33 protein-coding genes and 1 pseudogene are annotated in these 23943 nt (G+C 40.4%); all 34 read left to right on the top strand.

Features of this window, described 5'->3' with window-relative positions; genetic code table 11:
• Positions 1 to 16 precede the first annotated feature (16 nt).
• The 34 genes and pseudogenes from BM086_RS11960 to BM086_RS11810 all read left to right on the top strand — a co-directional run bounded on the left by BM086_RS11960 (position 17) and on the right by BM086_RS11810 (position 23671).
• Positions 17 to 2683 (top strand): PEP/pyruvate-binding domain-containing protein, encoded by a 2667-nt coding sequence (locus BM086_RS11960; RefSeq protein ID WP_242952186.1) that lies wholly within the window; start codon positions 17 to 19, stop codon positions 2681 to 2683.
• 4 nt (positions 2684 to 2687) lie between these two features.
• Positions 2688 to 2825 carry a hypothetical protein gene (locus BM086_RS20560; RefSeq protein ID WP_175560244.1) on the top strand — a complete coding sequence of 46 codons (138 nt, stop codon included), beginning with the start codon at positions 2688 to 2690 and terminating at the stop codon, positions 2823 to 2825.
• A 242-nt stretch (positions 2826 to 3067) separates the two neighbouring features.
• Entirely contained in the window at positions 3068 to 4471 is a 1404-nt protein-coding gene (locus tag BM086_RS11955; RefSeq protein ID WP_092326805.1) for an MATE family efflux transporter, read from the top strand.
• A gap of 135 nt (positions 4472 to 4606) precedes the next feature.
• On the top strand, positions 4607 to 4822 hold the full coding sequence (locus tag BM086_RS20960) for a hypothetical protein (RefSeq protein WP_175560243.1): 216 nt from the start codon (positions 4607 to 4609) through the stop codon (positions 4820 to 4822).
• 262 nt (positions 4823 to 5084) lie between these two features.
• Positions 5085 to 5621, top strand: a complete 537-nt coding sequence (locus BM086_RS11945; RefSeq protein ID WP_175560242.1) for a phosphoesterase PA-phosphatase — start codon at positions 5085 to 5087, stop codon at positions 5619 to 5621.
• Positions 5606 to 6340 (top strand): CPBP family intramembrane glutamic endopeptidase, encoded by a 735-nt coding sequence (locus BM086_RS11940; RefSeq protein ID WP_092326803.1) that lies wholly within the window; start codon positions 5606 to 5608, stop codon positions 6338 to 6340. Before BM086_RS11945 ends, BM086_RS11940 begins: the two co-directional genes overlap by 16 nt.
• A gap of 42 nt (positions 6341 to 6382) precedes the next feature.
• Positions 6383 to 7051: a GNAT family N-acetyltransferase gene (locus BM086_RS11935; RefSeq protein ID WP_092326800.1), complete on the top strand. Its 669-nt coding sequence runs from the start codon at positions 6383 to 6385 to the stop codon at positions 7049 to 7051.
• A 21-nt stretch (positions 7052 to 7072) separates the two neighbouring features.
• Complete coding sequence (locus BM086_RS11930) at positions 7073 to 7423, top strand: hypothetical protein (RefSeq protein ID WP_092326797.1); 351 nt, start codon at positions 7073 to 7075, stop codon at positions 7421 to 7423.
• 123 nt (positions 7424 to 7546) lie between these two features.
• The gene (locus tag BM086_RS22070) at positions 7547 to 7633 is read left to right on the top strand and encodes a hypothetical protein (protein WP_141107742.1); all 87 of its coding nucleotides are present in this window, start codon (positions 7547 to 7549) and stop codon (positions 7631 to 7633) included.
• The gene (locus BM086_RS11925) at positions 7630 to 8112 is read left to right on the top strand and encodes a flavodoxin family protein (protein ID WP_026659941.1); all 483 of its coding nucleotides are present in this window, start codon (positions 7630 to 7632) and stop codon (positions 8110 to 8112) included. The genes BM086_RS22070 and BM086_RS11925 overlap by 4 nt, the downstream gene beginning before the upstream one ends.
• Positions 8113 to 8210: 98 nt before the next feature.
• On the top strand, positions 8211 to 8675 hold the full coding sequence (locus tag BM086_RS11920) for a GNAT family N-acetyltransferase (RefSeq protein ID WP_242952185.1): 465 nt from the start codon (positions 8211 to 8213) through the stop codon (positions 8673 to 8675).
• A complete protein-coding gene (locus tag BM086_RS11915) occupies positions 8672 to 9538 on the top strand; it encodes a GNAT family N-acetyltransferase (RefSeq protein WP_092326794.1) in 867 nt (288 codons plus the stop codon). Before BM086_RS11920 ends, BM086_RS11915 begins: the two co-directional genes overlap by 4 nt.
• An 8-nt stretch (positions 9539 to 9546) precedes the next feature.
• A complete protein-coding gene (locus BM086_RS11910; RefSeq protein ID WP_092326902.1) occupies positions 9547 to 9963 on the top strand; it encodes a YjdF family protein in 417 nt (138 codons plus the stop codon).
• Positions 9964 to 10154: 191 nt separating this feature from the next.
• The gene (locus tag BM086_RS11905; protein ID WP_092326791.1) at positions 10155 to 11432 is read left to right on the top strand and encodes an MFS transporter; all 1278 of its coding nucleotides are present in this window, start codon (positions 10155 to 10157) and stop codon (positions 11430 to 11432) included.
• A 131-nt stretch (positions 11433 to 11563) separates the two neighbouring features.
• Complete coding sequence (locus tag BM086_RS11900) at positions 11564 to 12205, top strand: TetR/AcrR family transcriptional regulator (protein WP_242952184.1); 642 nt, start codon at positions 11564 to 11566, stop codon at positions 12203 to 12205.
• 164 nt (positions 12206 to 12369) lie between these two features.
• Positions 12370 to 13167 carry a CPBP family intramembrane glutamic endopeptidase gene (locus tag BM086_RS11895; protein WP_092326788.1) on the top strand — a complete coding sequence of 266 codons (798 nt, stop codon included), beginning with the start codon at positions 12370 to 12372 and terminating at the stop codon, positions 13165 to 13167.
• Positions 13168 to 13276: 109 nt separating this feature from the next.
• A complete protein-coding gene (locus BM086_RS11890; protein ID WP_092326785.1) occupies positions 13277 to 14029 on the top strand; it encodes an AAC(3) family N-acetyltransferase in 753 nt (250 codons plus the stop codon).
• 261 nt (positions 14030 to 14290) lie between these two features.
• Positions 14291 to 14968 (top strand): helix-turn-helix domain-containing protein, encoded by a 678-nt coding sequence (locus BM086_RS11885; protein WP_092326782.1) that lies wholly within the window; start codon positions 14291 to 14293, stop codon positions 14966 to 14968.
• A 117-nt stretch (positions 14969 to 15085) separates the two neighbouring features.
• Positions 15086 to 15292, top strand: coding sequence for a hypothetical protein (locus BM086_RS11880; protein ID WP_044913968.1), 207 nt, complete (start codon positions 15086 to 15088; stop codon positions 15290 to 15292).
• Between the two features lie 262 nt (positions 15293 to 15554).
• A complete protein-coding gene (locus tag BM086_RS11875) occupies positions 15555 to 15734 on the top strand; it encodes a CatA-like O-acetyltransferase (protein WP_207650982.1) in 180 nt (59 codons plus the stop codon).
• Between the two features lie 9 nt (positions 15735 to 15743).
• Positions 15744 to 16259, top strand: coding sequence for a GNAT family N-acetyltransferase (locus BM086_RS11870; protein WP_330391591.1), 516 nt, complete (start codon positions 15744 to 15746; stop codon positions 16257 to 16259).
• 3 nt (positions 16260 to 16262) lie between these two features.
• Positions 16263 to 16466, top strand: a complete 204-nt coding sequence (locus BM086_RS11865; protein WP_141107738.1) for a WYL domain-containing protein — start codon at positions 16263 to 16265, stop codon at positions 16464 to 16466.
• 147 nt (positions 16467 to 16613) lie between these two features.
• The gene (locus BM086_RS11860; RefSeq protein WP_092326894.1) at positions 16614 to 17114 is read left to right on the top strand and encodes an isochorismatase family cysteine hydrolase; all 501 of its coding nucleotides are present in this window, start codon (positions 16614 to 16616) and stop codon (positions 17112 to 17114) included.
• A pseudogene (locus BM086_RS22065) lies at positions 17110 to 17196 on the top strand (GyrI-like domain-containing protein); the annotation flags it as partial. The gene BM086_RS11860 and the pseudogene BM086_RS22065, both read left to right, overlap by 5 nt.
• Before the next feature lie 2 nt (positions 17197 to 17198).
• Positions 17199 to 17612 carry a TIGR04076 family protein gene (locus BM086_RS11855; RefSeq protein ID WP_092326776.1) on the top strand — a complete coding sequence of 138 codons (414 nt, stop codon included), beginning with the start codon at positions 17199 to 17201 and terminating at the stop codon, positions 17610 to 17612.
• 12 nt (positions 17613 to 17624) lie between these two features.
• A complete protein-coding gene (locus BM086_RS11850; RefSeq protein WP_026658842.1) occupies positions 17625 to 18368 on the top strand; it encodes an N-acetyltransferase in 744 nt (247 codons plus the stop codon).
• Between the two features lie 504 nt (positions 18369 to 18872).
• Positions 18873 to 19151, top strand: coding sequence for a hypothetical protein (locus tag BM086_RS21405; protein ID WP_092326773.1), 279 nt, complete (start codon positions 18873 to 18875; stop codon positions 19149 to 19151).
• Positions 19152 to 19220: 69 nt separating this feature from the next.
• Positions 19221 to 19799 (top strand): GNAT family N-acetyltransferase, encoded by a 579-nt coding sequence (locus BM086_RS11840; RefSeq protein WP_092326771.1) that lies wholly within the window; start codon positions 19221 to 19223, stop codon positions 19797 to 19799.
• A gap of 42 nt (positions 19800 to 19841) precedes the next feature.
• On the top strand, positions 19842 to 19973 hold the full coding sequence (locus BM086_RS21625; protein ID WP_255367815.1) for a hypothetical protein: 132 nt from the start codon (positions 19842 to 19844) through the stop codon (positions 19971 to 19973).
• A 41-nt stretch (positions 19974 to 20014) separates the two neighbouring features.
• Positions 20015 to 20641 (top strand): flavodoxin family protein, encoded by a 627-nt coding sequence (locus BM086_RS11835; protein ID WP_092326768.1) that lies wholly within the window; start codon positions 20015 to 20017, stop codon positions 20639 to 20641.
• A gap of 325 nt (positions 20642 to 20966) precedes the next feature.
• On the top strand, positions 20967 to 21695 hold the full coding sequence (locus BM086_RS11825; RefSeq protein WP_092326765.1) for a 4Fe-4S binding protein: 729 nt from the start codon (positions 20967 to 20969) through the stop codon (positions 21693 to 21695).
• Positions 21696 to 21711: 16 nt separating this feature from the next.
• A complete protein-coding gene (locus BM086_RS11820) occupies positions 21712 to 22269 on the top strand; it encodes a PadR family transcriptional regulator (RefSeq protein ID WP_092326762.1) in 558 nt (185 codons plus the stop codon).
• 283 nt (positions 22270 to 22552) lie between these two features.
• Positions 22553 to 23371: a helix-turn-helix domain-containing protein gene (locus BM086_RS11815; RefSeq protein ID WP_092326759.1), complete on the top strand. Its 819-nt coding sequence runs from the start codon at positions 22553 to 22555 to the stop codon at positions 23369 to 23371.
• A gap of 84 nt (positions 23372 to 23455) precedes the next feature.
• The gene (locus tag BM086_RS11810) at positions 23456 to 23671 is read left to right on the top strand and encodes an aspartate dehydrogenase (protein ID WP_092326756.1); all 216 of its coding nucleotides are present in this window, start codon (positions 23456 to 23458) and stop codon (positions 23669 to 23671) included.
• Positions 23672 to 23943 lie beyond the last annotated feature (272 nt).

Here is a 23943-nt window from a genome sequence, read left to right as displayed (position 1 = left end):
GTATCGGAGGATAAATGTGGTATTATTATTTATGAAGGCAAAGGCGCTTTTTATTTTAGCGTCTTTGCCTGTTTTTTTATTTGCGGAGGTGGATATGGCAGCATTTGACAGAGTATGTTCGGGAATTCCTCAGATGGATGAAGCTTTTGATAATATTCGTCTTGGGGATAACGTTGTATGGCGTGTGGATAATCTTGATGAGTTCAAACTTTTTGTTGAGCCCTATGTAAATCAGGCAATAGCCGATAAAAGGAATCTGATTTATGTCAGGTTTGCTACCCATGAAGCACTCCTTAAGGAGCAGGAGGGGCTTAAGATTGTACATGTGGAATTAAATCACAGATTTGAAAATTTTACGGTAGAGATTCATGAAATAATCAGAAAAGAGGGCAGGGATGCCTTTTATGTTTTTGACTGCCTTTCGGACCTGCAGACAGCCTGGGCTACCGACCTTATGATGGGGAATTTTTTTCAGGTAACATGTCCATATCTGTTCATACTTGATACCGTTGCCTTCTTTCCGCTGATAAGAGGCAAGCATTCATTTCAGGCTATTGCCAAGATAAGGGATACAACGCAGCTTTTTTTGGATGTATATTCCGACCGGAAAAACATATATGTGAGGCCGGATAAGATATGGAACAGATATTCAGAAGTCATGTTTCTGCCGCAAATCTACAATCCTGATACAGGAGATTTCAAACCAATACTTGATGGAGTCATGGCTAGTCATTTTTATCAGGTACTTGGAAAAAACAATGCTCTTTCTGATACGGAGAATATGGATAGCTGGGACAGATTCTTTAATACTACGAGGATTCTCAATGAATCCGGAGCAGATGTAAGTGACAATTGCAGCCGCATGTGCAATATCATGATGACCCGGGATGAGAGGCTGCGCGTCATGATAAAAGAACTGTTTACACCTGAGGATTACTTTTCTGTAAAGGACAGAATGATTGGAACAGGCATGATAGGTGGGAAAGCCTGTGGGATGCTTCTTGCCAGGAAGATAATAGAACATAGAGCACCTCAGATTTTTGAGTATCTTGAGCCGCATGATTCGTTTTATATCGGTTCAGATGTCTTTTACTCCTTTATTGTTGAGAACAGGTTCTGGGATCTGAGGATAAGGCAACGGACCAAAGAGGAGTTCTTTTCCCTTGCAGATGAGTTCGCAAAGAAGCTTTTGACGGGTACCTTTTCAAGGGACATGGAAGAGCAGTTTGTAAAGCTTTTGGAATATTATGGACAGGATCCAATAATCGTCAGATCAAGCTCCATATTGGAGGACGGATTCGGAAATGCATTTGCCGGAAAATATGAATCTGTCTTCTGCTCAAATTCGGGGAGCCTTGAGCAGCGCCTTGAGGAACTGGAAAATGCTATCAGATGTGTTTATGCAAGCACCATGAGCAGGTCTGCACTTGATTATCGCAGCAGAAGGGGACTGCAGGCGAGGGATGAGCAGATGGCTCTCTTGGTGCAGAGAGTTTCGGGCTCATACTATGGTGAATACTATATGCCATGTGCAGCCGGTGTTGGGTATTCATACAGCCCTTATAAATTTATGGAATCTCTTGACCAAACTGCAGGAATGCTGCGTCTTGTCATGGGACTTGGAACATCAGCTGTAGACAGGACCGAAGGCTCTTATCCAAGACTTGTGAGCCTTGATAAGCCTCTGGCTACAAACGCGAGAAATTCCATTGAAAAGCATCAGTATTCTCAGAGAAAGCTTGAAGTTATGAACAGGACATCCAGAAAACTTGAAAGGATATCGCTTGAGAATATTGAAAAATTCCTTACATTCCCCCTTAAGAGACTTCTTCTGGAGCACGACACCGATACAGAGAGGATGTTCAGAGACAGAGGAGAGAATAGGGATATCGAATTCATTTCTTGTCAGGGTATTGTCAGAAAAGATACACTGATGAGTCAGATGAAGGAAATAATGCGTGTTATACAAAATGAGTATCAGCATCCTGTGGATATAGAGTTTACAATGAACTTTTCTGAGGACGGTGACTATGTAATAAATATTCTGCAGTGCAGGCCGCTGCAGGTTTATAAAGACACGGAAAGTATGAAGATTCCTGAGAATATTGAAAATGACAGGATCCTTTTCAGGTGCCAAAAATCTTCAATGGGACTCTCAAGAGAAGAGAGGATTGATATTATAGTATATGTTGATCCCGTTAAGTATTACAGGATGCCATATCAGGAGAAATATCGGATAGCCAAGGCCATTGGAAGTATCAACTGGAAAATGCGCGGGATGGGAAAGCATATGCTTCTCATGGTTCCGGGAAGAGTAGGCACAACCTCACCGGAGCTGGGAGTTCCAACCGCTTTTTCAGATATAAGCGAATTTGATGCAGTATGCGAAATAGCTGATTCAAAGGTTGGATATAATCCGGAATTGTCTTATGGAAGTCATTTTTTTCAGGATCTCGTGGAGGCAGGGATTCTCTATAATGCAATCTTTGAGAATGAGAAGACGTTACTATTCAATCCGGATTTTTTATGCCGATATGATAACATTTTTTCTGAGAGTGGCTCTGAATATTATGAGTATAGAGAAATAATCGGGGCATTTGACGTTTCGCATGATAATGTATGTATTTTCCATGATATGGATAAAGAAATGACTTTATGTGCAAGGATTAGAGAGACAGGATGATGCATTGATCAATAAGATGTCAGAAGATGCCATGAAAAGTGGAAATATAAGGGTGAATCCAAGAACAACTGGAGTAGAAGACATAAGAGCTTTATATATAGAAGCTATAAGTTACCATGATAAAGTGGTTGAAGTACAATGATTCTTGAAAATGTCATCCGATTATAAGCATGATATTATTATAATGCGCATGAATTTTGAAAATCTTCAGGATTATTTGTGATTATTGCCTATTACTTCAAATCTGAAAATGAGTAAAATAAAAAACTGAGCTAAAGGAAAATAGAATATTGGTTGTCGGTGGTGCTCCGGCAATCAGGTTGTAACTGGACGCGTGTGAAGTGAAGACCTTTGCATGCGTTCTTTTTTTATGGAGGTAAAACAATGAATCAGAACACAAACAGATATCTTGCAGAAGAGAAGATAGGAAAGCTTCTGCTTAAATTTTCAATCCCGTGTATCATGTCGCTTCTCGTATCTGCACTCTACAACATAGTGGATCAGATATTTATCGGAAGAGGTGTGGGTTATCTTGGTAATGGCGCTACAAATGTCGTGTTTCCGATAACAGTCATTTCACTTGCTATCGCACTTATGATAGGTGATGGATGTGCAGCTTACCTTAGCCTCTGCCAGGGCAAAAAAGATATTGAGAGTTCAAATAAAAGTGTTGGCAATGCTGTGACTTTGCTTGTACTTACTGGTATAGTGATGACAGCTGTCTTTGCAGTGCTTAAGAATCAGATTCTAACAGCATTTGGTGCAACAGAAAACAATTTTGCTCTTGCCGACGAGTATTTTAATTTCATAATAATAGGAATTCCTTTCTTTGTAGTTGGAAATGGTCTTAATTCGATCATCAGGGCGGACGGCAGTCCTAAGTTCGCAATGATAACAACGCTGATCGGATGTCTTCTTAATGTAATCCTAGATCCGATTGCCATTTTTGTTCTTGGCTGGGGGATGATGGGAGCTGCCCTTGCAACGATAACCGGACAGATAGTGACAGCAGTCTGCGGCCTTGTATATCTTACGAGAGCAAAGTCTGTGAAGCTTGATAAAAGGAGCTTTATCCCCGACAGAAATATTATTTCGAAGTTTATGCCTCTTGGAATCAGCAGTTTTCTTACACAGATTTCGATTGTGGTTATCATGGGAGTAATGAACAATGTTCTCGTCACCTATGGTGCAAGAAGCAAATATGGTGCAGATATTCCTCTCACAGTTGTGGGGATAGTCATGAAGGTATTCCAGATAGTGATCTCTGTATGCATCGGAATAGCAGCAGGATCTCAGCCTGTCATAGGATATAACTATGGAGCAGGAGAGTATAAGAGGGTAAAAGAGCTGTTTACCACAATAGTAAAAGTAGAGGCAATAGTAGGAGCGGTTGCACTTGTCTTCTTTGAGGCATTTCCTCTTCAGATAACCGCGATATTCGGAAGCGAAGACGGACTATACAACGAGTTTGCTGTAAAGGCATTTAGGATATTCTTGTCAATGATAATCTTCACATGCATCCAGAAGTCGGTAAGCGTTTTCCTGCAAGCACTTGGCAAACCTTCTATGGCAATGGGGCTCTCACTCCTTAGAGAATTTATCCTTAGTGTTCCTCTTGCAATAGTCCTGCCCATGTTCTTCGGTGTAGAAGGAGCATTATATTCTGCACCTATTGCAGATGTTGGAACACTTATCGCTGTAGTGATCATGTCCGCTATAACATTGAAGGAACTTAATAAAAAAATATCTGAGGAACCTGTAGCTGAGCCAATCACTGATGCGGCTTAAAGGTTCCGGGAAATAGCAAGGGTCATGTTTCGGTTGATATAAACTGATACATGGCTCTTTCTGGAACTTAAGAAGGAGCACATTGAGAATCTGCTGAACATGTGCAAATACCTTAAAGTGAGAGGAGTGAGGAAATTGAATTTTTCAGCATTTGATACAAGTAAGCTTGATGAATACACAAAAAGGCTAAAGAACAGTGGGGAGATACTCCTGCTTATAAAGAATATGCCGAAAAAAGCAAGAACTGGACAAAAGAATATGAAAACGGATATAGTAGAAGAGAAATATCTGAAAATTGTTGGAGGCGTAGAAGATTTATTTCAGTTGAGATTTAGTCCTGCTGTTGGATGATATTGTAACTATGTCACAGTGATGGAGTTTAATGAAAAAGCACTCTCACTTCCAACAGAGTGAGAAATCAAGAAATATAATATCAGTGATTTTTAGGTCGTTATCCGTGTAGATGACGACCATATTTTTATTGTGTGATAGGCTTGTTTATGCAGATGATACGAATCGTGTCATACATGTCACCAAGCGTTTCTTTAGTTTTTTCATGATTCTTGTTACGGTTCATATAGCCTCGCAAACAAAACAGAAAGGATTATGAGAAATGAAAAGAAAAGAATTTAAGAGTTTATTATTTGGAGCATTGTATTTAATTGTATTCGTAGTCTGGACATTACTGATCCAAATCGTTGATGTTCAGCCTGTCGGGCAAAATGGGACAGACATAGGTTTTGCCACGATCAACTGCTATTTTCACAAATTGACCGGGGTTCATATGGTCATATACACCATAACTGACTGGTTGGGACTTGTGCCTATATTCATATGTCTGATATTTGCAGGTATCGGTCTTACCCAGTTGATACAAAGGAAGAGCCTGTTTAGAGTCGATTACGACATAATAGTACTTGGGATATACTATATTATAGTGATATTTGGATATCTGATATTTGAAATGATCCCAATCAATTACAGACCGGTCCTGATAGATGGATTTATGGAGGCATCTTATCCATCGTCTACAACACTCCTGGTATTAAGCGTCATGCCTACTCTCTGGTTTCAGGCGAAAAGAAGGATGAAGAATGAAGTCGTACTGAAAAATCATGTGTTTCAGGAGGGATTATGTCAAAGCATTTAGTAAGGAATACAGTTTTAGCAACAGTTACGGTTCTTTTGTTCTACTTTGCCCAGGGGGCTGCGGTGGTCATGGGACAGCTTGAGGGTCTTAAGGCTATTACAGCACAGGCAGCTATTATATGGAGCTGTGCATTAGTAGCAATTGCATTTTTTCTTGTCAAGGATCACAGTCTTAGAGGGCTTGGCTTTCAGAAGCCCGTGAGCGGTATGGCTACAAGGTTTTTGTATTACGTTCCACTTATAATTGTGGCCCTGGCTGCTTTTGCCGGTGGAATCATGTCTGATGACAGCGGACTATTTATCCCTAATCTTATATTTACACTGGGGATAGGGCTGACAGAGGAACTATACTTCAGGGGCATCATTTGCAATATGTGGAAAGAAAAGGAGACAAAGGCCATCATTATTTCATCAGTTCTTTTTGGAATGAGTCATCTGCTGAATGTAATGGGTGGGGCTGGACTTGCAGAAACACTTTTGCAGATGGCGTTTGCATTTACCTACGGAGTTGTAATGGCTTTTGTGATCCTCAGGACAAAGAGTATCTGGCCATGCATTTTGCTACATGCATTTCATGATTTCTGCGGTTTCATCACGAATGAAGGTGATATGAAACTGAACATAATAGTTGGAACTATCCAGTTTGCAGTGCTTCTGGCGTATTGCATATATCTGGTTAGGTTAATCACTTGGCGAGGTACTGACGAGCCTAGTGAATAAGCTAGTTCGGGCAGAACTTCATTATAAAGGAGAATGAAAACAATGAGTAATTATATAATTCGCTTAGAAGAACAGAAAGATTATAGAGATGTTGAAAATCTTGTAAGAGAGTCATTTTGGAACGTGTATCGTCCCGGATGCAGTGAGCACTATGTAATTCATGTGCTGAGGGACGATCCGGCATTTGTTCCGGAGCTTGATTTTGTCATGCACCTAAGCGTGCAGGAGAATGATCCGGGTGATCATTCTGTTGCAGAACAGGACGGAATGCTTATCGGTCAGAACATGTTTATGAAAACTGTTATTGAAGCTGATGATGGCAGGGAGATCCCGGTACTTACCATGGGACCAATAGGAATCACGCCGGAGCTTAAGCGCAAGGGTTATGGTAAGAAGCTGCTTGATTACTGCCTTGAGAAAGCAACAGAAATGGGATTCGGAGCAGTTCTTTTTGAAGGAAATATCGGATTCTATAGCCACTGCGGATTCGACTATGCAAGCAAGTTTGGAATTCGTTATCATGATCTGCGTGAAGACGCAGATTCATCATTTTTTCTGTGCAGAGAATTGATCCCAGGATATCTTGATGACGTAACCGGAGTATATCAGACCCCTCAGGGCTACTATGTTAAAGATGAGGATGTAGAAGAATTCGATAAACAGTTCCCACCCAAGGAAAAGAAAAAACTCCCGGGGCAGTTGTTTGACTGATGACAGAGGGAAGGGAGTCTTATGTTTGAAACAGGTCATGGAGAAGCATGTAGCGTTAATGGAGTCAGCTATAAAATTAAGAAGCTCCTTGGCAAGGGTAAGGGAGGATATTCATACCTGGCAGTAAAGGATGGTAAGGAGTATGTCTTAAAACAGATACACCACGAGCCTTGTGCATATTACCAGTTTGGTGACAAGATCCAGTCTGAAATAAATGATTACAGAAGACTGACGGCGATTGGAATCAGAATGCCCAAAATGATTGATTATGAGTGCAATGACTATATGGAAGAGTGGGACTTCGAGAACTGGGAAATAAAATATTGGTCAAAAACTCCGGAGTTTTTGGAATACTATAAGGAGCATATGTAGATTGTAAGGCGATTATTACCCGGGTATAATTGTGAGAGACATATTACTAATAACCAAAAAGAAGTGGGTTAATATGAAAGATTACAGAGAGCTTGCATGGCAAATGGAACGGATAATCCATAAATATACACAGTTACGATACTGTTTGGAATAGAAACCTATGAGGCATATTTGAAATGGTGCAACAAAGCAAGAAAGGTTCTGGCATGAAAAGGATTATAATTTATTTCTCATTAGAAGGTAACACAGAGTATATAGCAGATGAACTGGCAAAGGTACTTCCAGCAGATAAATTAAAACTTGTTCCAAAGAAAGCGTATTCGACCAGTGGATTCTCAAAGTTTTTCTGGGGTGGTAAGAGTGCTGTTATGGCAGAAAAGCCCGAGCTTGAGGCATACGATCTGGACGTGTCAGCTTATGATGAGATTATTTTTGGATTTCCTGTTTGGGCAGGAACGTTCACGCCTCCGCTTCGGACGTTTATTTTGGAGAATAAAGAGAACTTGAAAAATAAGACTATAGCTGCATTTGCCTGCCAAAGCGGTTCCGGGGCAGAGAGAGCTTTTTCTAAGCTAAAGGACTGCATTGGAATCACCAGCTTTGCCGCGACTGCGATTTTCATTGATCCGAAAGATAAACCTTCAGAAGATAATACGCATAGACTCAGCGAGTTTTGTCAGATGCTATAGCAGAATTTTAAGTAGTGTAAAACAGACCTATATCCGTGTAAAGGTAGGTCTGTTTTTGGTTTTAAGATAATATGAAATCAGGAGAAATAAAGAGGAGAATGATGATAAAAACAGAAAGAATAAAGATATATCCCGCTAGTAGAGAGCAGATGGAAAGAATAATCCAGGCGGAAAAGGATGATGAGCTTAAGAAGGCATATGGTGAAATGCTGGAGGGGTGCCTTACGCATCCGGATCAGTGGGACTGGTATGCCATGTGGATGATTGAAAAGACAGATGGAACACATATCGGAGATCTGTGTTTCAAGGGGCTTGAGGAGAAAAATCCTGAAATCGGATATGGAATTTTAGATGAGTTTCAGGGACATGGCTATGCAACAGAGGCTGTGAGCCTGGCAATAAAATGGGCATTTGAACATCCGGAAATAGTGGCTGTTGAGGCAGAGACAGATCCTGACAATGCGGCGTCGCAAAGAGTGCTGATGAAATGTGGATTTGTAGCTAATGGAGAAATTGGAGAAGAGGGACCCAGGTTTATTGTTTATAAGGAGCAGGGCAAATGAATTTCAAGAAATATGCAGATAATGATTATGAGGCAGTATGTGATTTTCTTATAGAACTAAATGCTCGGGATACAAGCCATATTAATTGGAACTGGGCGAGATTTGAGTGGATGTATGAGCATCCGGAATTCAATAAGGATTTGATTGAGTCCATTGGGCTTTGGCTTGATGATGGTAACGTTGTTGGTGCAGCAATCTATGATATGTATTTCGGTGAGGGATTTTGTGGAGTCTTACCTGAGTATAAGCAGTTATATCCTGAAATATTAGATTATGCCTGCACTAATCTCATGGATGATTCTGGATTTTCCCTTGCAGTCTGCGATGACAACACAGATGAAATAGATTTGGTCTTAAACAAGGGCTTTATCAGGAATGAGCAAACAGAAAATATCATGGAGCTGGACCTGAAAAGGGAATTTGGAGCTCCTTTGCCAGAGGACCTTAAGTTTGTGAACCCGAATCCTGTTAAGGATATTTATGAGCTATCATGGCTTTTTTGGCAAGGGTTTGATCACGGAGAAGATAAACAAAAGTTTGAAAAAGAAGGGATCGCTACCCCAAGGGCGCGTAGGCACTTTAACAGGGATATCTGTGTGGCTGCATGCAATGAGGAGGGAGAACTCATTTCCATATGCGGTCTATGGTATAACCCCAAGACGGACTACGTGTATGTAGAGCCTGTCTGTACTATCCCAAGCTATAGGGGAAGAGGAATAGCTAAGGCTGTAATTCATGAAGCGCTGAGTAGGGCAAAGAGGTTAGGTGCTAAGAGAGCTTTTGTAATATCAGACATGGATTTTTATTCCAGACTCGGTTTCAGAAATAAATACCACTACATGTTTTATCAGAGCAGAAATTGATTATGTTAATTGAACAATTGAGTGGCAGATTAATAGTATATTTTTATGATCCCTTCTGGGTTGGAATTTTTGAACGCGTAGAAAATGGGAAATTGTCTGTGGCAAAAGTAACTTTTGGAGCAGAGCCCAAGGATTATGAGATTCAGGAATTTATTATCCGAAAATATTATCGGCTGAAGTTTAGTCCTGCTGTAGATACAGTGGTCAAGGAAGGAAAAAGGAATCCTAAGAAATTACAACGTGATGCAAAGAAAATGGTCTTAGAAAAAGGTATTTGCACAAAATCTCAACAGGCGATAAAGCTATTGCAGGAGCAGAATAAACTTGAGCGCAAGGTCAAAAGCCGGGAACAGAAAGAGGCAGAGGAGTTAAGACTTTTTGAACTAAAGCAGCAGAAAAAGAAAGAGAAGCACAAAGGACATTGATGGATAATGTAAGACCAGAAGGAGAGGAAAGAATGAGCGAATTTCGCACAGCTATGTGGTATGAATGAGTTCAGAGGAATGACAAGCATTATTTTGAATGATAACATATCATAGAGGAGGAAGGTCATGATCAACTGCAGTGTTTATGCTCCATGCAAATGAAAACATATTTGTATGGAGGTTAAACTATCATGAAAAACAGAATAAAGGAATTAAGAGATTTTTACATAATTTGGAGCACTCAGAGTCTGTCACAGCTTGGAAGTGCAATAACGTCGTTTGCATTGACGCTCTGGATGTATGAAAAGACCGGATCAGCACTGAGCACAGCGGCGCTTACAATCTGCACATATGCACCATACGTTATTATGAGCATTTTTGCCGGGGCAATTACAGACAAATTCGATAAAAAGAAAACCATGCTCATTTGTGACCTTTTGGCGGCGCTTACTACAGTTATTGTATTTGTCTTGTACAAGACTGACACACTTACTATGTGGCATCTGTACGCAATTAATGCGCTTTCGGGGCTAATGAATACTGTTCAGCAGCCGGCTTCAGAGGTGGCATATACACTTTTAGTTCCCAAGGAGCATTATCAGAAGACCAGCGGCTTTCAGCAGTTGTCACGCTCGCTCATATCAATAGGAAATCCGCTTATTGCTGCAGCGCTTTATGGACTGGCAGGGCTGGATGTTGTAATAGCTGTAGATCTTCTGACTTTTGCTATCGCTTTTATTTCGCTGCTGCTCTTTATCAGGTTACCAGAGATTCAAAGTGGAACTGATAAGAACGAAAACGTGATCAAGTTGGCAAAAGAGGGAATCAGATTCCTTAAAGAAACACCACTTATACATACTGTAATCCTGTTCATGTCAGGAGTTAATCTTACAGCTTCAGCTTTTGATGCAGTACTTCCGGCACTTGTTATCCCACAAAAAGGTAACAATGTGTATGGGATTGTAACAGCCTGTTCAGGGCTTGCAATGGTAGCAGGGAGCTTTTTGCCAATGGTTCTGCCGAAACCAAAGGACAGAGTTAGGGTCATATATCTGACGATGCTTTTTGCTCTTGGAATAGAGAATTTCTTATTGGCATTTTCGAGAAGCCCGGTTTTGTGGTGTGTTGGTCAGATCATTGGATGGGTGTTCGTACCGCTTATGGCTGCTAACCAGAATGTAATAATGCGGAATGTTATACCGATTGAGCTCCAGGGAAGAGTGTATGCCTGCAGAAATACGTTGCAGTTTTTTACCATTCCAATTGGACTATTTCTTGGAGGAATTTTTGTAGACAAAATTTGCGAGCCATTTATGACTTTGAGAAGCGATGATACATTCTGGACATTTCTTTTTGGAAGCGGAAAGGGCTCAGGAGCAGCACTGATGATGTTCATACTTGGAGTAACCGGAACTGTGCTATGCATAACATCAGGTCAGATTATGAAAAAATACAAATATACTGACTGATTCGAACTGATATCAAAAAACAATGAAGTGAAAAACAGGCATAAACCCATGTAAGGGCTGTGCCTGTTTTATACTATTTACATTTTCGTAGATGGAATATACAATAATAACCGACAATGTGTCGGTTTGAAATGGCTGAATTTGGTAAGGATATGAGAACTGTAAAAACAGCAGAGGAAAGAAAGAACGAAATACTAGATGTCGCTGAGGAGCTGTTTGCAGAGAAGGGCTATGATAATGCAAGCACAAACGATATTATAGCGAGGATTGGAATTGCCCGTGGAACGCTGTATCATCACTTTGGCTCTAAGGAAGAAATTCTGGATGCAATAGTCGACAGAATGACCAGGGAGGGAATTAGTCAGGCCAGAAGTATTGTAAATGATAAAAGCCTTCCCAGCCTTAAGAGGCTGACAGGAGTACTGGGTTCCTTACAAGTAAAAGGAAGCGCCGGAAATGAAGTGATGGAGCAGATGCATAAGCCTCAGAATGCTCTTTTGCACCAAAAGATGCAGGAACGTCTGATAAATGGTGTTGTTCCGCTTATTGCTCAGTTGATAAAGGAAGGGAATGAGAGCGGTATCTTTGACACAAAGTATCCAAACGAAGCTGCCGAGATGATCATGCTCTATGGGAATATTGCATTCGATGATAATGAAAACCTTACGCCAAGGCAGAAGAAGCGTAAGGGAAACGCGTTCATCTACAACATCGAAAAGATGCTCGGGGCAAAGGCAGGGAGCCTTGAGAAGGCATTGATGCGGTTTTTCTGAGCAAAGCAATATCCGTGCATAATTGAACTTAATAAGTGTAATAGGAGATGCAGCGCGACTTGATATGTAATATAGAGTCAGATACATGTGGGACTTATCTGTGATTTGGTAAGTCCCGATTATTTGACAATTAGACCGACAATCTGTCGGTGAGGGGGTAACGCATGGAAAAGCAAATGAAAAGGTATGTGGCATTAAGCTATATTGTGTTCTGGTTTATGGTGCTGGGATTGTGTGGGACTGCAAGTATGGTGTTTCACTGCTCACCGGTTGTAATGAGAGTTTTATCAAATGTCTGTGCATGGGCACCTACAATTGTGCTGCTAATAGGTTTTAAGTATTTCTGTCCGGGACAAACAATAAGTGAGTTTTATAAAAAAGCCTTTGGCGGAAAGATCAACATAGTTACATTAGTGGTTTCAGCCATTATAACTCTTGGGGCGACTCTTATTACGGTGCTTTTGCTATCTTTGCATCAGGGCAGAGCATTTAGTGAATACTGGAGCTTTGGAGCATATCCATTTTGGGCATCATTTCTTTTTTCAATAACGACAGGACCTACAGGAGAGGAATCCGGATGGAGAGGGTATCTTCGCCCATATTTGAACGGAAAGTACAGCTTTTTTAAAGCATCTGTGATCCAGGGAGTTATATGGGCATTCTGGCATACAATACTATGGTTTGTTGATTCAGATTACATGGGGATCCAGATGATTCCATATATCCTATCCAATGTCATCGTAATGACCGGACTTTGTTTTATCATGAACTATTTCATGGAGAAAAACGACAATCTGATTTATGGCATAGTGATCCATTTCTGTTTTAATTTCCTGTACTGTTTCCTGCAGGTTGATATATGGTTCTACGCCGGCTTGTCAGCAGTGTATATTTTGATAATTGCTCTCATATATTTAAAAAAGAAAGCTGAGGTAGGTCATGATGAAAAACAATTTGATTGATAACATGCTTAAATGGGCAAATGATAGAATCGGAGAAACAAAATACGCTGGGTGCTGTCTTTCTTTTATTAGTTTGTTTTTCTTTGACACATGGAAGTAGGAGGTCACTTTGAGCAAACGAACTATAACTAAAGAGGAACTAAAGTCGGCATTGCAAAAGCTTGGAATTGAAAAAGGAATGACTTTGGAAGTGCATTCTTCACTTAGCAGTTTTGGAGAACTTGAAGGTGGTGCAGAGACAGTCATAGATACATTAAAAGAACTGGTTACTGAAGAGGGCAGTATCTTTATGCCTGCACTCAGGCTGAGTAAAGAGTTGGATCTCTCAGAGGAAGATAAGAAGCTGGGGATTACTGTTAAGATAAAGATATTGGAGGCTGATGCTGAAAAAACGGCGATGGGTGTTGTGGCTGATACTTTCAGAAAGCTTCCTGACACTTATACCGGAGCAGACACTATAAGTACGTCCGGATGGGGTAAACATGGCGGGGAAGCACTAAGTGGCGGGTTGGATTATCCGATTCATAATGGTGGGAAAGCACTTTTACTGGGAGTTGATATTTACAAGCTTACGGCAATGCACTATGTGGAAGGAATAACCCCGGATGATATAAATGATATCTATGCTCCGTCAGAAGAAATTTGTAAAATCTATCCGCCAGATAAGTGGATGATAGAAGCCGGGCACCCGCCGGTGAAGGCATGGTACAAGATACAGGATATGGCCTATGAAAAAAAACTTATAAAAGAAGCGTTTATCGGTCCTTGTAAGGTGATGTTTTTTGATATATGGTCAGTAGTTTCTTTATATGAAAAAGAATTAAAGCGCGATCCATATGGACTATGGGGGTTACGGAGATGATTTTGGAGGAGTACAAAAAATGACGGATACTGCAAGATTTGTTTTGGGAATTATCGGAATAATCGGGGGAATCCTGTGTGCTATAGCTGATCTGCTTTTGGACAGCAAGGATCCGAAATGACAGTATAATTGAGGCACTTAAATGCGATGTTACGTGAAATTTTTTAGCCGCAGTACTCTACTTTCCGTGGATGGTTAAAATGAAAGCTCCGATATATCATTACATTAGATGTTTTAAATGTACTGATGAGGAGGCTGATTATGAACCAGTATGTAACAGGTGATGTGATAAAGGAGATGCGTAAGCAGAAGCACATGACACAACTTCAGCTTGCCGATCATCTTGGAGTGACCGATAAAACAGTCAGTAAATGGGAAAACGGAAAAGGATATCCTGACATAGCTCTTTTAGAGCCTATCGCTGATGCTTTTCAGATTTCGGTTACAGAACTGATCTCAGGAAACAGGATAAAGAACGAAAACGTATCTGCAAATATGCTCAGGTCCAAGTTTTATGTATGTCCCATCTGCGGGAATGCTGTACATGCCATGGGTGATGCTGTCATACAGTGCCATGGAGTACAGCTCCTTCCGGAAGAGGCAGAAAACTCAGATGAAAACCATATGATCTTCATAGAACGTATTGAGGATGAGTACTATGTCAGGATTGATCACGAGATGACCAAGCTCCATTACATTTCATTTATTGCAGCCACATCCACGGACAGCATCCAAATGGTGAAGCTCTATCCTGAAGGAAATGCCGAGGCGCATTTTAAAGTTTCCGGGATAAAGAAAATCTTTTTCTACTGCAATAAAGACGGACTCTTTTCTATAGATGTGGTTAAGGGCATTGATGACAGGGAAAAATCATACGATGATACGCAGGAAAGACGCGAACTGGAAAAGACAGCGGATATGCTATTCTCGCGGAATTAGTGAATGCAGTGCAAAACAGGCCTAATGCGGTGTACGCTAAGGCCTGCTTTTCTTTGCGTGTTAGATTGTATATGAGCAAAGAAGTAAGTGCTATTTATGAGGAGGAAAGAGCGGTAAATGGAAATAAATTCAAATAGATATGAAGTACCCAAAAGAGATGGAAGCGTCTGGCCGGAGGATATCTGTCCTGCATATACACCAAGAGAGGATGCCATACCCTCAATACAAGGCTGTTGGTACTGCAAATATGCAGATTTTCACCTTAAAGAAGAACGTGCTCTTGAGGTTGGGATATGTAAATGGCCTGAGAAAATTATTGAGTAGCTATAAGAATATGCATATTAAATAAAAGAGATACAATATAGGAGGAAACTGAGATGGAGAAGCAACATGAAATAAATTCAATGGGTGTGGTATTGATTCCAGGGATATGTACCATATGGCTTTTGACATATTAGAATGAAAACAGGAGTGGCATGAATAGAAAGAAAGATATATTAATAGCAATTATTGCTATTATCATGATGATAATAATCGGACAGAGTTATATAATTCATAATCAGGCCAGGTTTGATGGGACCAGGGTTTGCTCTATTTTCTACCAATCGTTAATTGGGGGAGATATAGGGATGAAAATGACAGACTGATGATGCCGGTCTCGGTTCTTATGAATCATGCGATAGCGGACGGATATCTGGTTGCAAATGTCTTTCGATTATTGGAAAAAGAGGTGGATGCGTTCTGCAACGAAAAACAACGGAGGTGACGAAATTATATGAAAGTGATTCTTGAAACAGAGAGACTTTTCTTACGCGAAATGAATATGGATGATTTTGATGCTTTATATGTGGTTTTGGCGGATTCCGATATCATGCAGCACTATCCATATTCTTTTGATGAAAAAAGAGTTAGGGAATGGATAAAGCGTAATATGAAACGCTATGAAGAAAATGGATTCGGCCTGTGGGCTGTATGTATGAAAGAAACCGGTGAAATGATCGGAGATTGTGGTTTAACTCTTCAGAATATCGATGGAGAGATGCTGCCTGAAATAGGCTATCACATAAGGCGTGACTGCCAGTGCAGGGGGTATGCAAAAGAAGCTGCTGCAGCCGTGCGAAGTTGGGCGTTTCAGAACACAGTTTATCCGGCATTGTATTCGTATTGCAAGTACACAAATATACCTTCCATCAAAACCGCTGAAGCAATCGGTATGCATTTTGACAAAGAGTATCCGGGTGAAGCAAATGAAATCACTCATGTTTCAGTTATTTACCGCGAAGATATTTAAGTGATGTCAAATATAATAACAGGCATCAGGTATGGATCACTCCTTTTTGAACATGAATATGCGGACGATGAAGGCCTGATATCATGGATGCTTTCCTGCAGGGATAAGGTGACTGTAATCGAACCGGAGTCTATCAGGGAAAAGCTTTATGAAATCGCCTGTGATATGGCGAAAAAATATGCAAGAAGCAGTGAGTCAAAGTCATGAGACTGTCGTGCTTGCACGAGCAGGCACATGACCTTGACGAACGCTCAAACATGAGCAAGTAGCGCAATAGCGCGGATTGCGAATGTTTGGAGCATGGCGGGAGCGAAGCGTAGCCATGCGGAGCTTTTGAAAGGAAGGGAAAGAAACATGGGAAACAAAGCACTGATGGTGATTGACATTCAAAATGACATTACAAAGAATTACAGAAAGATCATTGATCGGATCAATCAGGCTATCGACTGGGCTGTGGCAGAGAATATGCAGATCATCTATATCAAGCATAATAATCTGTCGCCGGGAACCAGAACCTTTAAGCCGGACACAAAAGGGGCTGAGCTGGTTCATGAAATGAAGGTGTTATCCGATAATATCTTTGTAAAGACGAAAGCAAATGCGCTTACGAGTGGGGAATTTGCAGAGTTCATTGAAAAGAATGGAATTGATGAGTTCTTTGTTGCCGGTGCGGATGCCACAGGCTGCGTAAAGTCCACATGCTTCAATATGACAAAGGCAGGATATAGCGTTCACGTGATATCCGATTGTGTTACAAGCTATGACCTGAAAAAGATGGATGAAATGTACGCATACTATGCGAAAAAGGGCTGTGAGGTCAAAGAACTTAAGGATTATATGGGGGAAAGAGCATGAGATTTATCTATCTGATGCGAGAAAAGTTCAGTCGGAGGAAATGAATACAGTGATCCGGCATCCGATCAGAAAGGAGAGCTGACGATGAAGAAGTGGTTTGATGAAGAGTATGAGTTTACGGTTGAAGTGACAGGCTTTCTCAGGGGAGATCACACAGAACGGTACTGCCGTAACGGAGAAGAGATAGGCGATACATACACCTGCACATACGGATGCCCGGTAAACAAAGGTGGATACGGAATCTGTTCCAAAACCATGATGATGCTGTATCCGTTGATGGAGGCTGTTCGAAGCGGCGGAGATCTTGAAAACCTTGGTGGAGACAGCAAGTACACGAAAACTGTTGTTTGCCCGGATGGCTGCGTTATGTTCCGGTTGACAGCAAAACCTCTAGGGAATGAGAACTTCCATAAGGGTGGATATTGGAAAGATCCGGAGGGCGCAAATCGTCCGGGGGACGATTGCTCTGCGCCGACCGAAGTGGAACGGAGAGAGTAGGAGGAGAGGGCTATGGAGTATATCAGGGTTACAAAAGAGAATCTGGAAGAGGAGCATATCTGCTGTGCCATATCCAACAATAAAGATGTACAGGTATCTTCAAAGAAGGCGTGGCTTGCGGACAGATTTGATGAGGGGCTTGTATTCTTAAAAAGTGTGGAGCGCGGGAAATGCTTCATAGAATATATTCCGGCAGAGCATGCATGGAATCCAATCGAAGCACCTGGGTATATGTATATAGACTGCCTATGGGTTTCCGGTTCTTTCAAAGGTCATGGATATTCAAGCGACCTGCTTTCCGAATGCATCAAAGACAGCAAGGAGAAGGGAAAGAAAGGACTTTGCATTCTTGCTGCAGCAAAGAAAAAGCCATTTCTGGCTGATCCGAAATTCCTGAAATATAAAGGCTTTGAAGTGTGTGATGAAGCGGATAACGGCATACAGTTATGGTATCTGCCCTTTGAGAAAGGGGCCGAGAAGCCGATGTTCAAAGAGTGTGCTAAGCATCCGCACATAGATGAGGAAGGATATGTTCTTTACTATACGAACCAGTGTCCGTTCAATGCGAAGTATGTACCTGTGCTGGAAGAGACAGCCAAGAACAATGGCATTCCATTCAGAGCTATGAAGATCGAGAGTAGGAATGATGCTCAGAATGCACCGACGCCGATCACAACTTATTCGCTATTCTGTGATGGGAAGTATATTACGAATGAACAGATGAATGACAAGAAGTTCTTAAAACTGGCACAGTAGGGGGAATGGATTGTGGGGAATAAAACAGGCCAAAATCAGTGTATAGCAGGTCATTATCCGTGAAAAGGGTGGGCCTGCTTTTCTTTTACTGTAATCATGATGGGCGCCTTTCGATGGATATTGTTAAAGGCATTGATGACAAGGAAAGTGGCTATGATTCTTATCAGGAGCGCAAAGAATTGGAAAACACAGCGAAGAAGTTGTTCGGATAAGTGAGTGTAGATTTTAATAGAAAATTTCGAAAAAATCTGAACAAACGTATTGAATGCAGTAGATACTGTTGATATACTGTTTTTAGTTCAAAAATCTTAAAGAAAGCGAGGTATTCATGATGAGTGTAAAAAGAATAAGTATTGTAAGTGAATATAGTATGAAGACCTCGGTTTGTGATAGATAAATATCTGATTATCTTTGGCCGTGGCTTATTAGTCACGGCTTTTTACATCTTAGTATATTTCAAATCTGAAGTCTTCATACTGGTCGAAAAAGATAGGATGGAGAGAAATGAATAATACAGACAAGAATTTATGCAAAGGCAGAGTTTCTGCAATACACAAGAATAGTTATACAATTAGATTTAAGGGAATTAGAAGGGCAGTTCCTGCAGATGAACAAAGAATACGGGAATTGTTTATAGAGATGCTTAATGCAATTTATCATACGCACAGGAAATTGGTATACAGCACATACTTTTCCATGTTGAAAAATCTAATACGAAAGCATTTCAGTTATACGAAAGGCTTGGCTATAAAGTGTATCGAGACGATGGAAACAGATATATGATGATAAATGATTAAAAATTATCTTGCAGTATTATTTACGACAACAAATCGGAGTTTGACAGAGGGAACCATGTTAAAAGATTATGAGATAGATAAACCAATCCTTGAAACAGACAGATTGATTATTCGTGTGCTTAACGAAAACGATGTGGCTGATTTAAAAGAGTGGTTGGGAAGAGATGAGATTTATACATATTGGGGAAGAAAAGCAAGCAAGGGCGAGAAAAATCCTGAACTCATGTTTATTGATCCACGTCCTTGGGTAAAAAGAAAACCTTCTCTTGATCTTGATTGGGGAATTGTATTGAAAGAAACCAATAAAGTGGTAGGTATGATCGCAGTATTTGATATTCAAAATGCCAGAATGGGCGATATAGCATACAGGATTAATCCTGAGTACTGGAGTATGGGAATTACTACAGAAGCTTTGAAGGAAGTGTTACGGTTTGTATTTGAGAACACAGAAATTGACCGATTGAATGGACGGGTGGATGTGAGAAATGCTGCTTCAAATAAGGTTATGGAAAAATGTGGTTTTATAAAAGAAGGAACCGTTCGACAAGGAAAAATGGTTTCCGTTTATTGCGACTATAATATCTACGGAATGCTTAGAGAAGATTATATGAGTATGCAAGGTGTAAATAGTTAGACAGATTTCTTTTTTATGAAAAGAGACTTTTGGGGACGCGAAATGAACAAGACTTTTATAGAGATGAAACTCTTTCAGGTAAAGCCGACAAAATCCGCTGTGACAATGATGCCGGATGCAGATATGGAACTCCCTTATGAGGGTGCTAAGCAAGAGAAGAATACGTTAATGTAAGAAAGAACGTGTATAGTATTAGATGAGAAAGGAGATTTCAAATGGCAAAGGTATTACTACTTAACGGCAGTCCAAAGGCAGATGGCTGCATAGCTACAGCACTTGATGAGATGATAAAGATTTTCAAAGAAGAAGGGATAGAGACTGAGGTCATCCAGGTTGGAAACAAGGACATCAGAGGATGTGTTTCCTGCGGATACTGTGAGAAGAATGGCAAGTGCGTTGTTAATGATCTTGTAAATGAAGTTGCTAAAAAGTTTGAAGCGGCTGATGGTCTTGTTGTGGGAAGCCCTGTTTACTACAGCTCCCCTAATGGAACAATCCTTTCATTTATGGACAGGCTCTTTTACAGTACATCTTTTTCCAAGCAGATGAAGGTAGGTGCCGCTGTTGTGAGCTGCAGAAGAGGTGGAAATACAGCAACTTTTGATGTGCTCAATAAGTACTTTACCATAAGCGGAATGCCTTTGGCTTCAAGCACATACTGGAATCAGGTGCATGGGTTCACTGCTGAAGATGTAAAAAAAGACCTTGAGGGACTTCAAACAATGAGAAATCTTGCAAGGAATATGTCCTTCATGATAAAGGCATTTGCAGATGCAAAGGAGAAGTATGGTCTGCCGGAAGTGGAGAAAAATGCATTTACAAGTTTCCCAGATGGAAAATAATTGATTTATGACAGGCAAAATGGAATTTCTAAGAATTATAGAATGCGGGAACCAGGGTATAAGGTTTCTTATCTGGAGACTCATGATAATCTCCGGGCGGCATTCATATCTATGAAAAGAAGGGATATAAAGAGATAGAGCGTCCTAACGAGGTGGTCCACAGTACCATGAACAGATTTTTCAGAAAAGAGTTGTGAGAACAGACCCTAATAAGTGAAAATAGGGTCTGTTTTTCTTGGTTGACGTAATATTGGAATGGGTATAATATATCAAATAGATATATATCAAAAAGATATATGCCTTTGCAAAAAAGGAGGTTTCAGTTATGCGACAAAGAATAAGAAAAACAACTCTGCTGATATCATTACTTCTCTTCCCGATTACAATGTGGTATTTTTCCCCTTATTTAATAATCAACGCAGCCATGGAACATGTTATAAACGGCAGTTTTATTGTGTTTGTTGCGATGCTTATCTTTTCCGTTTTTTTCGGTAGAGTTTGGTGTGGATACTTATGTCCGGCGGGAGGGCTTCAGGAATGCGCGCTTCGCATCAATGATAATCCAGCCAGGCAGGGAAAACGTGATAAAATCAAATATATGATTTGGATCATCTGGATATGCGCCGTAATCGCTACATTTGTGATTGGCAAGAACGATGTGACCATTGATCCTTTATACATGACAGACCATGGCATATCTATTGCAAGCATATACAATTATGTGATCTATTATGGTGTCATAGCTCTACTGCTGGTTCCGTCGCTTATCCATGGAAGAAGAGCAGCCTGTCATTATATCTGCTGGATGGCACCGTTCATGGTGATTGGAAGCAGTATAGGAAGGTTTCTACATCTGCCGCAACTTCGTATAGAAGCAGACAAGGAAAAATGTATCTCTTGCGGAAAGTGCAGCAGAGCTTGTCCAATGGGACTTGATGTTAAGAAATTGGTTGCAGAAGGTAGAAATGCTGAATGCACTGAGTGTATCCAGTGCGGAGCATGCATTGATGAATGCCCCAAATCTGTTCTAAAATACCAGTTTACATGGAAATGAATCAGGAGAAAGAAATATGGCAAAAGACAGGAAAATAGATGTAGTGATATTAGGTCTTTTATCCCATGAAGATCTGACTGGATATGATATAAAAAAGAGGCTGGATGGAGCAATTGGATTTTTCTGGAAAGGGAGCTATGGAAATATATATCCTGCGCTGACTTCAATGGAGGAAGAGGGCCTTATTTCTAAAAAGAAGACCACCAAGACCGGGGGTCGAGAGAAAATTCCTTACCACATTACGAAGCAGGGAACAAAGGCTTTAAGAAAATGGCTTCAGGAAGAACAGGCTTCCAACGAGCTAAAATATGAAACTCTCTTAAAACTGTATTTTGGAGGAGCTGAGGACAGGAGCGTTACGATCAGGAATATTCAGATTTTCGAGGAGGACGTTAAGCGGAATCTGGCAGTGCTGAAGACGTACAAAGAAAATCTGGAAAGAGTCCTGGATGAAGAAGATCATATCTTCTATTACCTGACTGTGACCTTTGGAATCGATACCTATGAGGCGTACCTTAAGTGGTGCACAAAGGCAAAAATGCTGTTGGATAATTATGATAACTCGTGTATCTAATTAATAGTACTCATAGTACTCGAACAGTAATCCTGAAAGTATCATTATTCATTTTATTGGAAAAGGATGGAAAACAAGGCAGATGATAAATCATCTCTGCGCGAAGGATTCAGTTCTGAAATGCTTTAGGAAATAGTCGCGAGTTATAATATAGAATAAATTCAGTATTTATCAGCATCTCTACCTCTCCCAACCAACGGTTGAGTCTGATAAATCAACTAATAGTTCGTGTTAAAAAGAATCAATATCACGTAATGTTTAACTTGAAGGAGGAAAAAACTAAATGAATCAAATTGAAACAGGGAAGTTTATTGCAAGCTGTAGAAAGGAGAAAGGACTCACACAGGCACAGCTTGCAGAGAAGTTGAACATTACAGACAGAGCGGTCTCTAAATGGGAGACTGGAAAATGCATGCCGGATTCGTCTATTATGCTTGAACTATGCAGCATTCTAGGCGTGACGGTTAACGAGCTATTAAGCGGGGAGAGGATTAATATGAATAATTACGAAGAAAAGGTCAGTGAGAACCTCATTGAACTCAAAAAGCAGAATGAGAATAGTTTTAATATTGGTAAGCTTTTGGCGATTGCTTTTTCGGCATCAATTGGAATTGCAATTCTTGTGTGCATTATATGTGATTTTGCTAATTCAGGAAGCTTTACATGGTCACCGATTGTGCTTGTTTCCTGTCTTTTAGGATGGAGTATTACTATTCCAATGATTCTGCTTGGCAAGAAAGGCATAAAGACTGCGCTAATTGTACTGACTACCTTGATTCTTCCATATCTTTTTATCTTAAGAACCATTATTGGGGTAAAAGAAATATTTCATATAGGTGGTGTCATGGCTGCCGTCTCAATAGCATTTATATGGGTAATATATACTTTGTTTGCTCATTTTATGGATAGGAAGTTCCTGGCTACTGGGATCGCGTTCATAGTATCACTTCCATTCATGATTATAATAAATGCCGGCTTATGGTTTATGATTGGTGAACCAGTGGTTGATATCTGGGATCTGCTCTCAGCATTTTGCTTTGCTATTGTAGGAGTAGCCTGCATCATATATGACCGCAAAAGAAAGATGCTCACTGAAGCATAACAGTGGATTAGTGACGCGATAATCGGAGTGTCTTTTTTAACATGCCATTTATATATGCGATACTGATGAAAAAGGAGAAGCCGGATGTTCTTTAAAAAGAAAACTGTCAGGAAAAACTACGACAAAGAAAGTAAAAAGCCTGTAATAAAGGCAAGTATCTGTAATGGAGAGCAGGTTGCAGGATTTCAAGATATTCATACAGGGGCGTTTGAAGAAATAATGTTGATAAGAAATTCCGAAGATCTGTTTCAGTTTAAGGATGAATACGGAATTAGTGGGGATATAGAGAAAATATATTGAATTATAAAATTAGATTATAAAAAGAATAGATTTTAATAAAAATTGGATATGTTACCAGAAGGGCAGAGAAATCGGGATGCCGGTTTCCCTGCCCTTTGATGCGATGCAGCTTGATCCAGGGAGTAAGGATTCTGCATCCAGGCATGAAACATTACACAAAACGTAACAAATAAAAAGACCGTTAAAGCTGCATAAAATGGCATATATATGGGGTGAGATAAAAGTGCACAAAAATGAATGTTAAGAATTGTTACACAAATAGCAATATTTGC

The organism is Butyrivibrio sp. YAB3001 (assembly GCF_900112195.1).
Taxonomy (GTDB): domain Bacteria; phylum Bacillota; class Clostridia; order Lachnospirales; family Lachnospiraceae; genus Butyrivibrio.
Note: the sequence above shows the minus strand (reverse complement) of the source record. Positions and strands in the feature narration are given on the sequence as shown.

What these genes read in the sequence shown, in the direction of transcription:
- BM086_RS11955 (WP_092326805.1), top strand. Translation starts at nt 3,068, where the DNA reads ATGAATCAGAACACAAACAGATATCTTGCAGAAGAGAAGATAGGAAAG.
- BM086_RS11945 (WP_175560242.1), top strand. Translation starts at nt 5,085, where the DNA reads ATGAAAAGAAAAGAATTTAAGAGTTTATTATTTGGAGCATTGTATTTA.
- BM086_RS11940 (WP_092326803.1), top strand. Translation starts at nt 5,606, where the DNA reads ATGTCAAAGCATTTAGTAAGGAATACAGTTTTAGCAACAGTTACGGTT.
- BM086_RS11935 (WP_092326800.1), top strand. Translation starts at nt 6,383, where the DNA reads ATGAGTAATTATATAATTCGCTTAGAAGAACAGAAAGATTATAGAGAT.
- BM086_RS11930 (WP_092326797.1), top strand. Translation starts at nt 7,073, where the DNA reads ATGTTTGAAACAGGTCATGGAGAAGCATGTAGCGTTAATGGAGTCAGC.
- BM086_RS11925 (WP_026659941.1), top strand. Translation starts at nt 7,630, where the DNA reads ATGAAAAGGATTATAATTTATTTCTCATTAGAAGGTAACACAGAGTAT.
- BM086_RS11920 (WP_242952185.1), top strand. Translation starts at nt 8,211, where the DNA reads ATGATGATAAAAACAGAAAGAATAAAGATATATCCCGCTAGTAGAGAG.
- BM086_RS11915 (WP_092326794.1), top strand. Translation starts at nt 8,672, where the DNA reads ATGAATTTCAAGAAATATGCAGATAATGATTATGAGGCAGTATGTGAT.
- BM086_RS11905 (WP_092326791.1), top strand. Translation starts at nt 10,155, where the DNA reads ATGAAAAACAGAATAAAGGAATTAAGAGATTTTTACATAATTTGGAGC.
- BM086_RS11900 (WP_242952184.1), top strand. Translation starts at nt 11,564, where the DNA reads ATGGCTGAATTTGGTAAGGATATGAGAACTGTAAAAACAGCAGAGGAA.
- BM086_RS11895 (WP_092326788.1), top strand. Translation starts at nt 12,370, where the DNA reads ATGGAAAAGCAAATGAAAAGGTATGTGGCATTAAGCTATATTGTGTTC.
- BM086_RS11885 (WP_092326782.1), top strand. Translation starts at nt 14,291, where the DNA reads ATGAACCAGTATGTAACAGGTGATGTGATAAAGGAGATGCGTAAGCAG.
- BM086_RS11880 (WP_044913968.1), top strand. Translation starts at nt 15,086, where the DNA reads ATGGAAATAAATTCAAATAGATATGAAGTACCCAAAAGAGATGGAAGC.
- BM086_RS11870 (WP_330391591.1), top strand. Translation starts at nt 15,744, where the DNA reads ATGAAAGTGATTCTTGAAACAGAGAGACTTTTCTTACGCGAAATGAAT.
- BM086_RS11865 (WP_141107738.1), top strand. Translation starts at nt 16,263, where the DNA reads ATGTCAAATATAATAACAGGCATCAGGTATGGATCACTCCTTTTTGAA.
- BM086_RS11860 (WP_092326894.1), top strand. Translation starts at nt 16,614, where the DNA reads ATGGGAAACAAAGCACTGATGGTGATTGACATTCAAAATGACATTACA.
- BM086_RS11855 (WP_092326776.1), top strand. Translation starts at nt 17,199, where the DNA reads ATGAAGAAGTGGTTTGATGAAGAGTATGAGTTTACGGTTGAAGTGACA.
- BM086_RS11850 (WP_026658842.1), top strand. Translation starts at nt 17,625, where the DNA reads ATGGAGTATATCAGGGTTACAAAAGAGAATCTGGAAGAGGAGCATATC.
- BM086_RS21405 (WP_092326773.1), top strand. Translation starts at nt 18,873, where the DNA reads ATGAATAATACAGACAAGAATTTATGCAAAGGCAGAGTTTCTGCAATA.
- BM086_RS11840 (WP_092326771.1), top strand. Translation starts at nt 19,221, where the DNA reads ATGTTAAAAGATTATGAGATAGATAAACCAATCCTTGAAACAGACAGA.
- BM086_RS21625 (WP_255367815.1), top strand. Translation starts at nt 19,842, where the DNA reads ATGAACAAGACTTTTATAGAGATGAAACTCTTTCAGGTAAAGCCGACA.
- BM086_RS11835 (WP_092326768.1), top strand. Translation starts at nt 20,015, where the DNA reads ATGGCAAAGGTATTACTACTTAACGGCAGTCCAAAGGCAGATGGCTGC.
- BM086_RS11825 (WP_092326765.1), top strand. Translation starts at nt 20,967, where the DNA reads ATGCGACAAAGAATAAGAAAAACAACTCTGCTGATATCATTACTTCTC.
- BM086_RS11820 (WP_092326762.1), top strand. Translation starts at nt 21,712, where the DNA reads ATGGCAAAAGACAGGAAAATAGATGTAGTGATATTAGGTCTTTTATCC.
- BM086_RS11815 (WP_092326759.1), top strand. Translation starts at nt 22,553, where the DNA reads ATGAATCAAATTGAAACAGGGAAGTTTATTGCAAGCTGTAGAAAGGAG.
- BM086_RS11810 (WP_092326756.1), top strand. Translation starts at nt 23,456, where the DNA reads ATGTTCTTTAAAAAGAAAACTGTCAGGAAAAACTACGACAAAGAAAGT.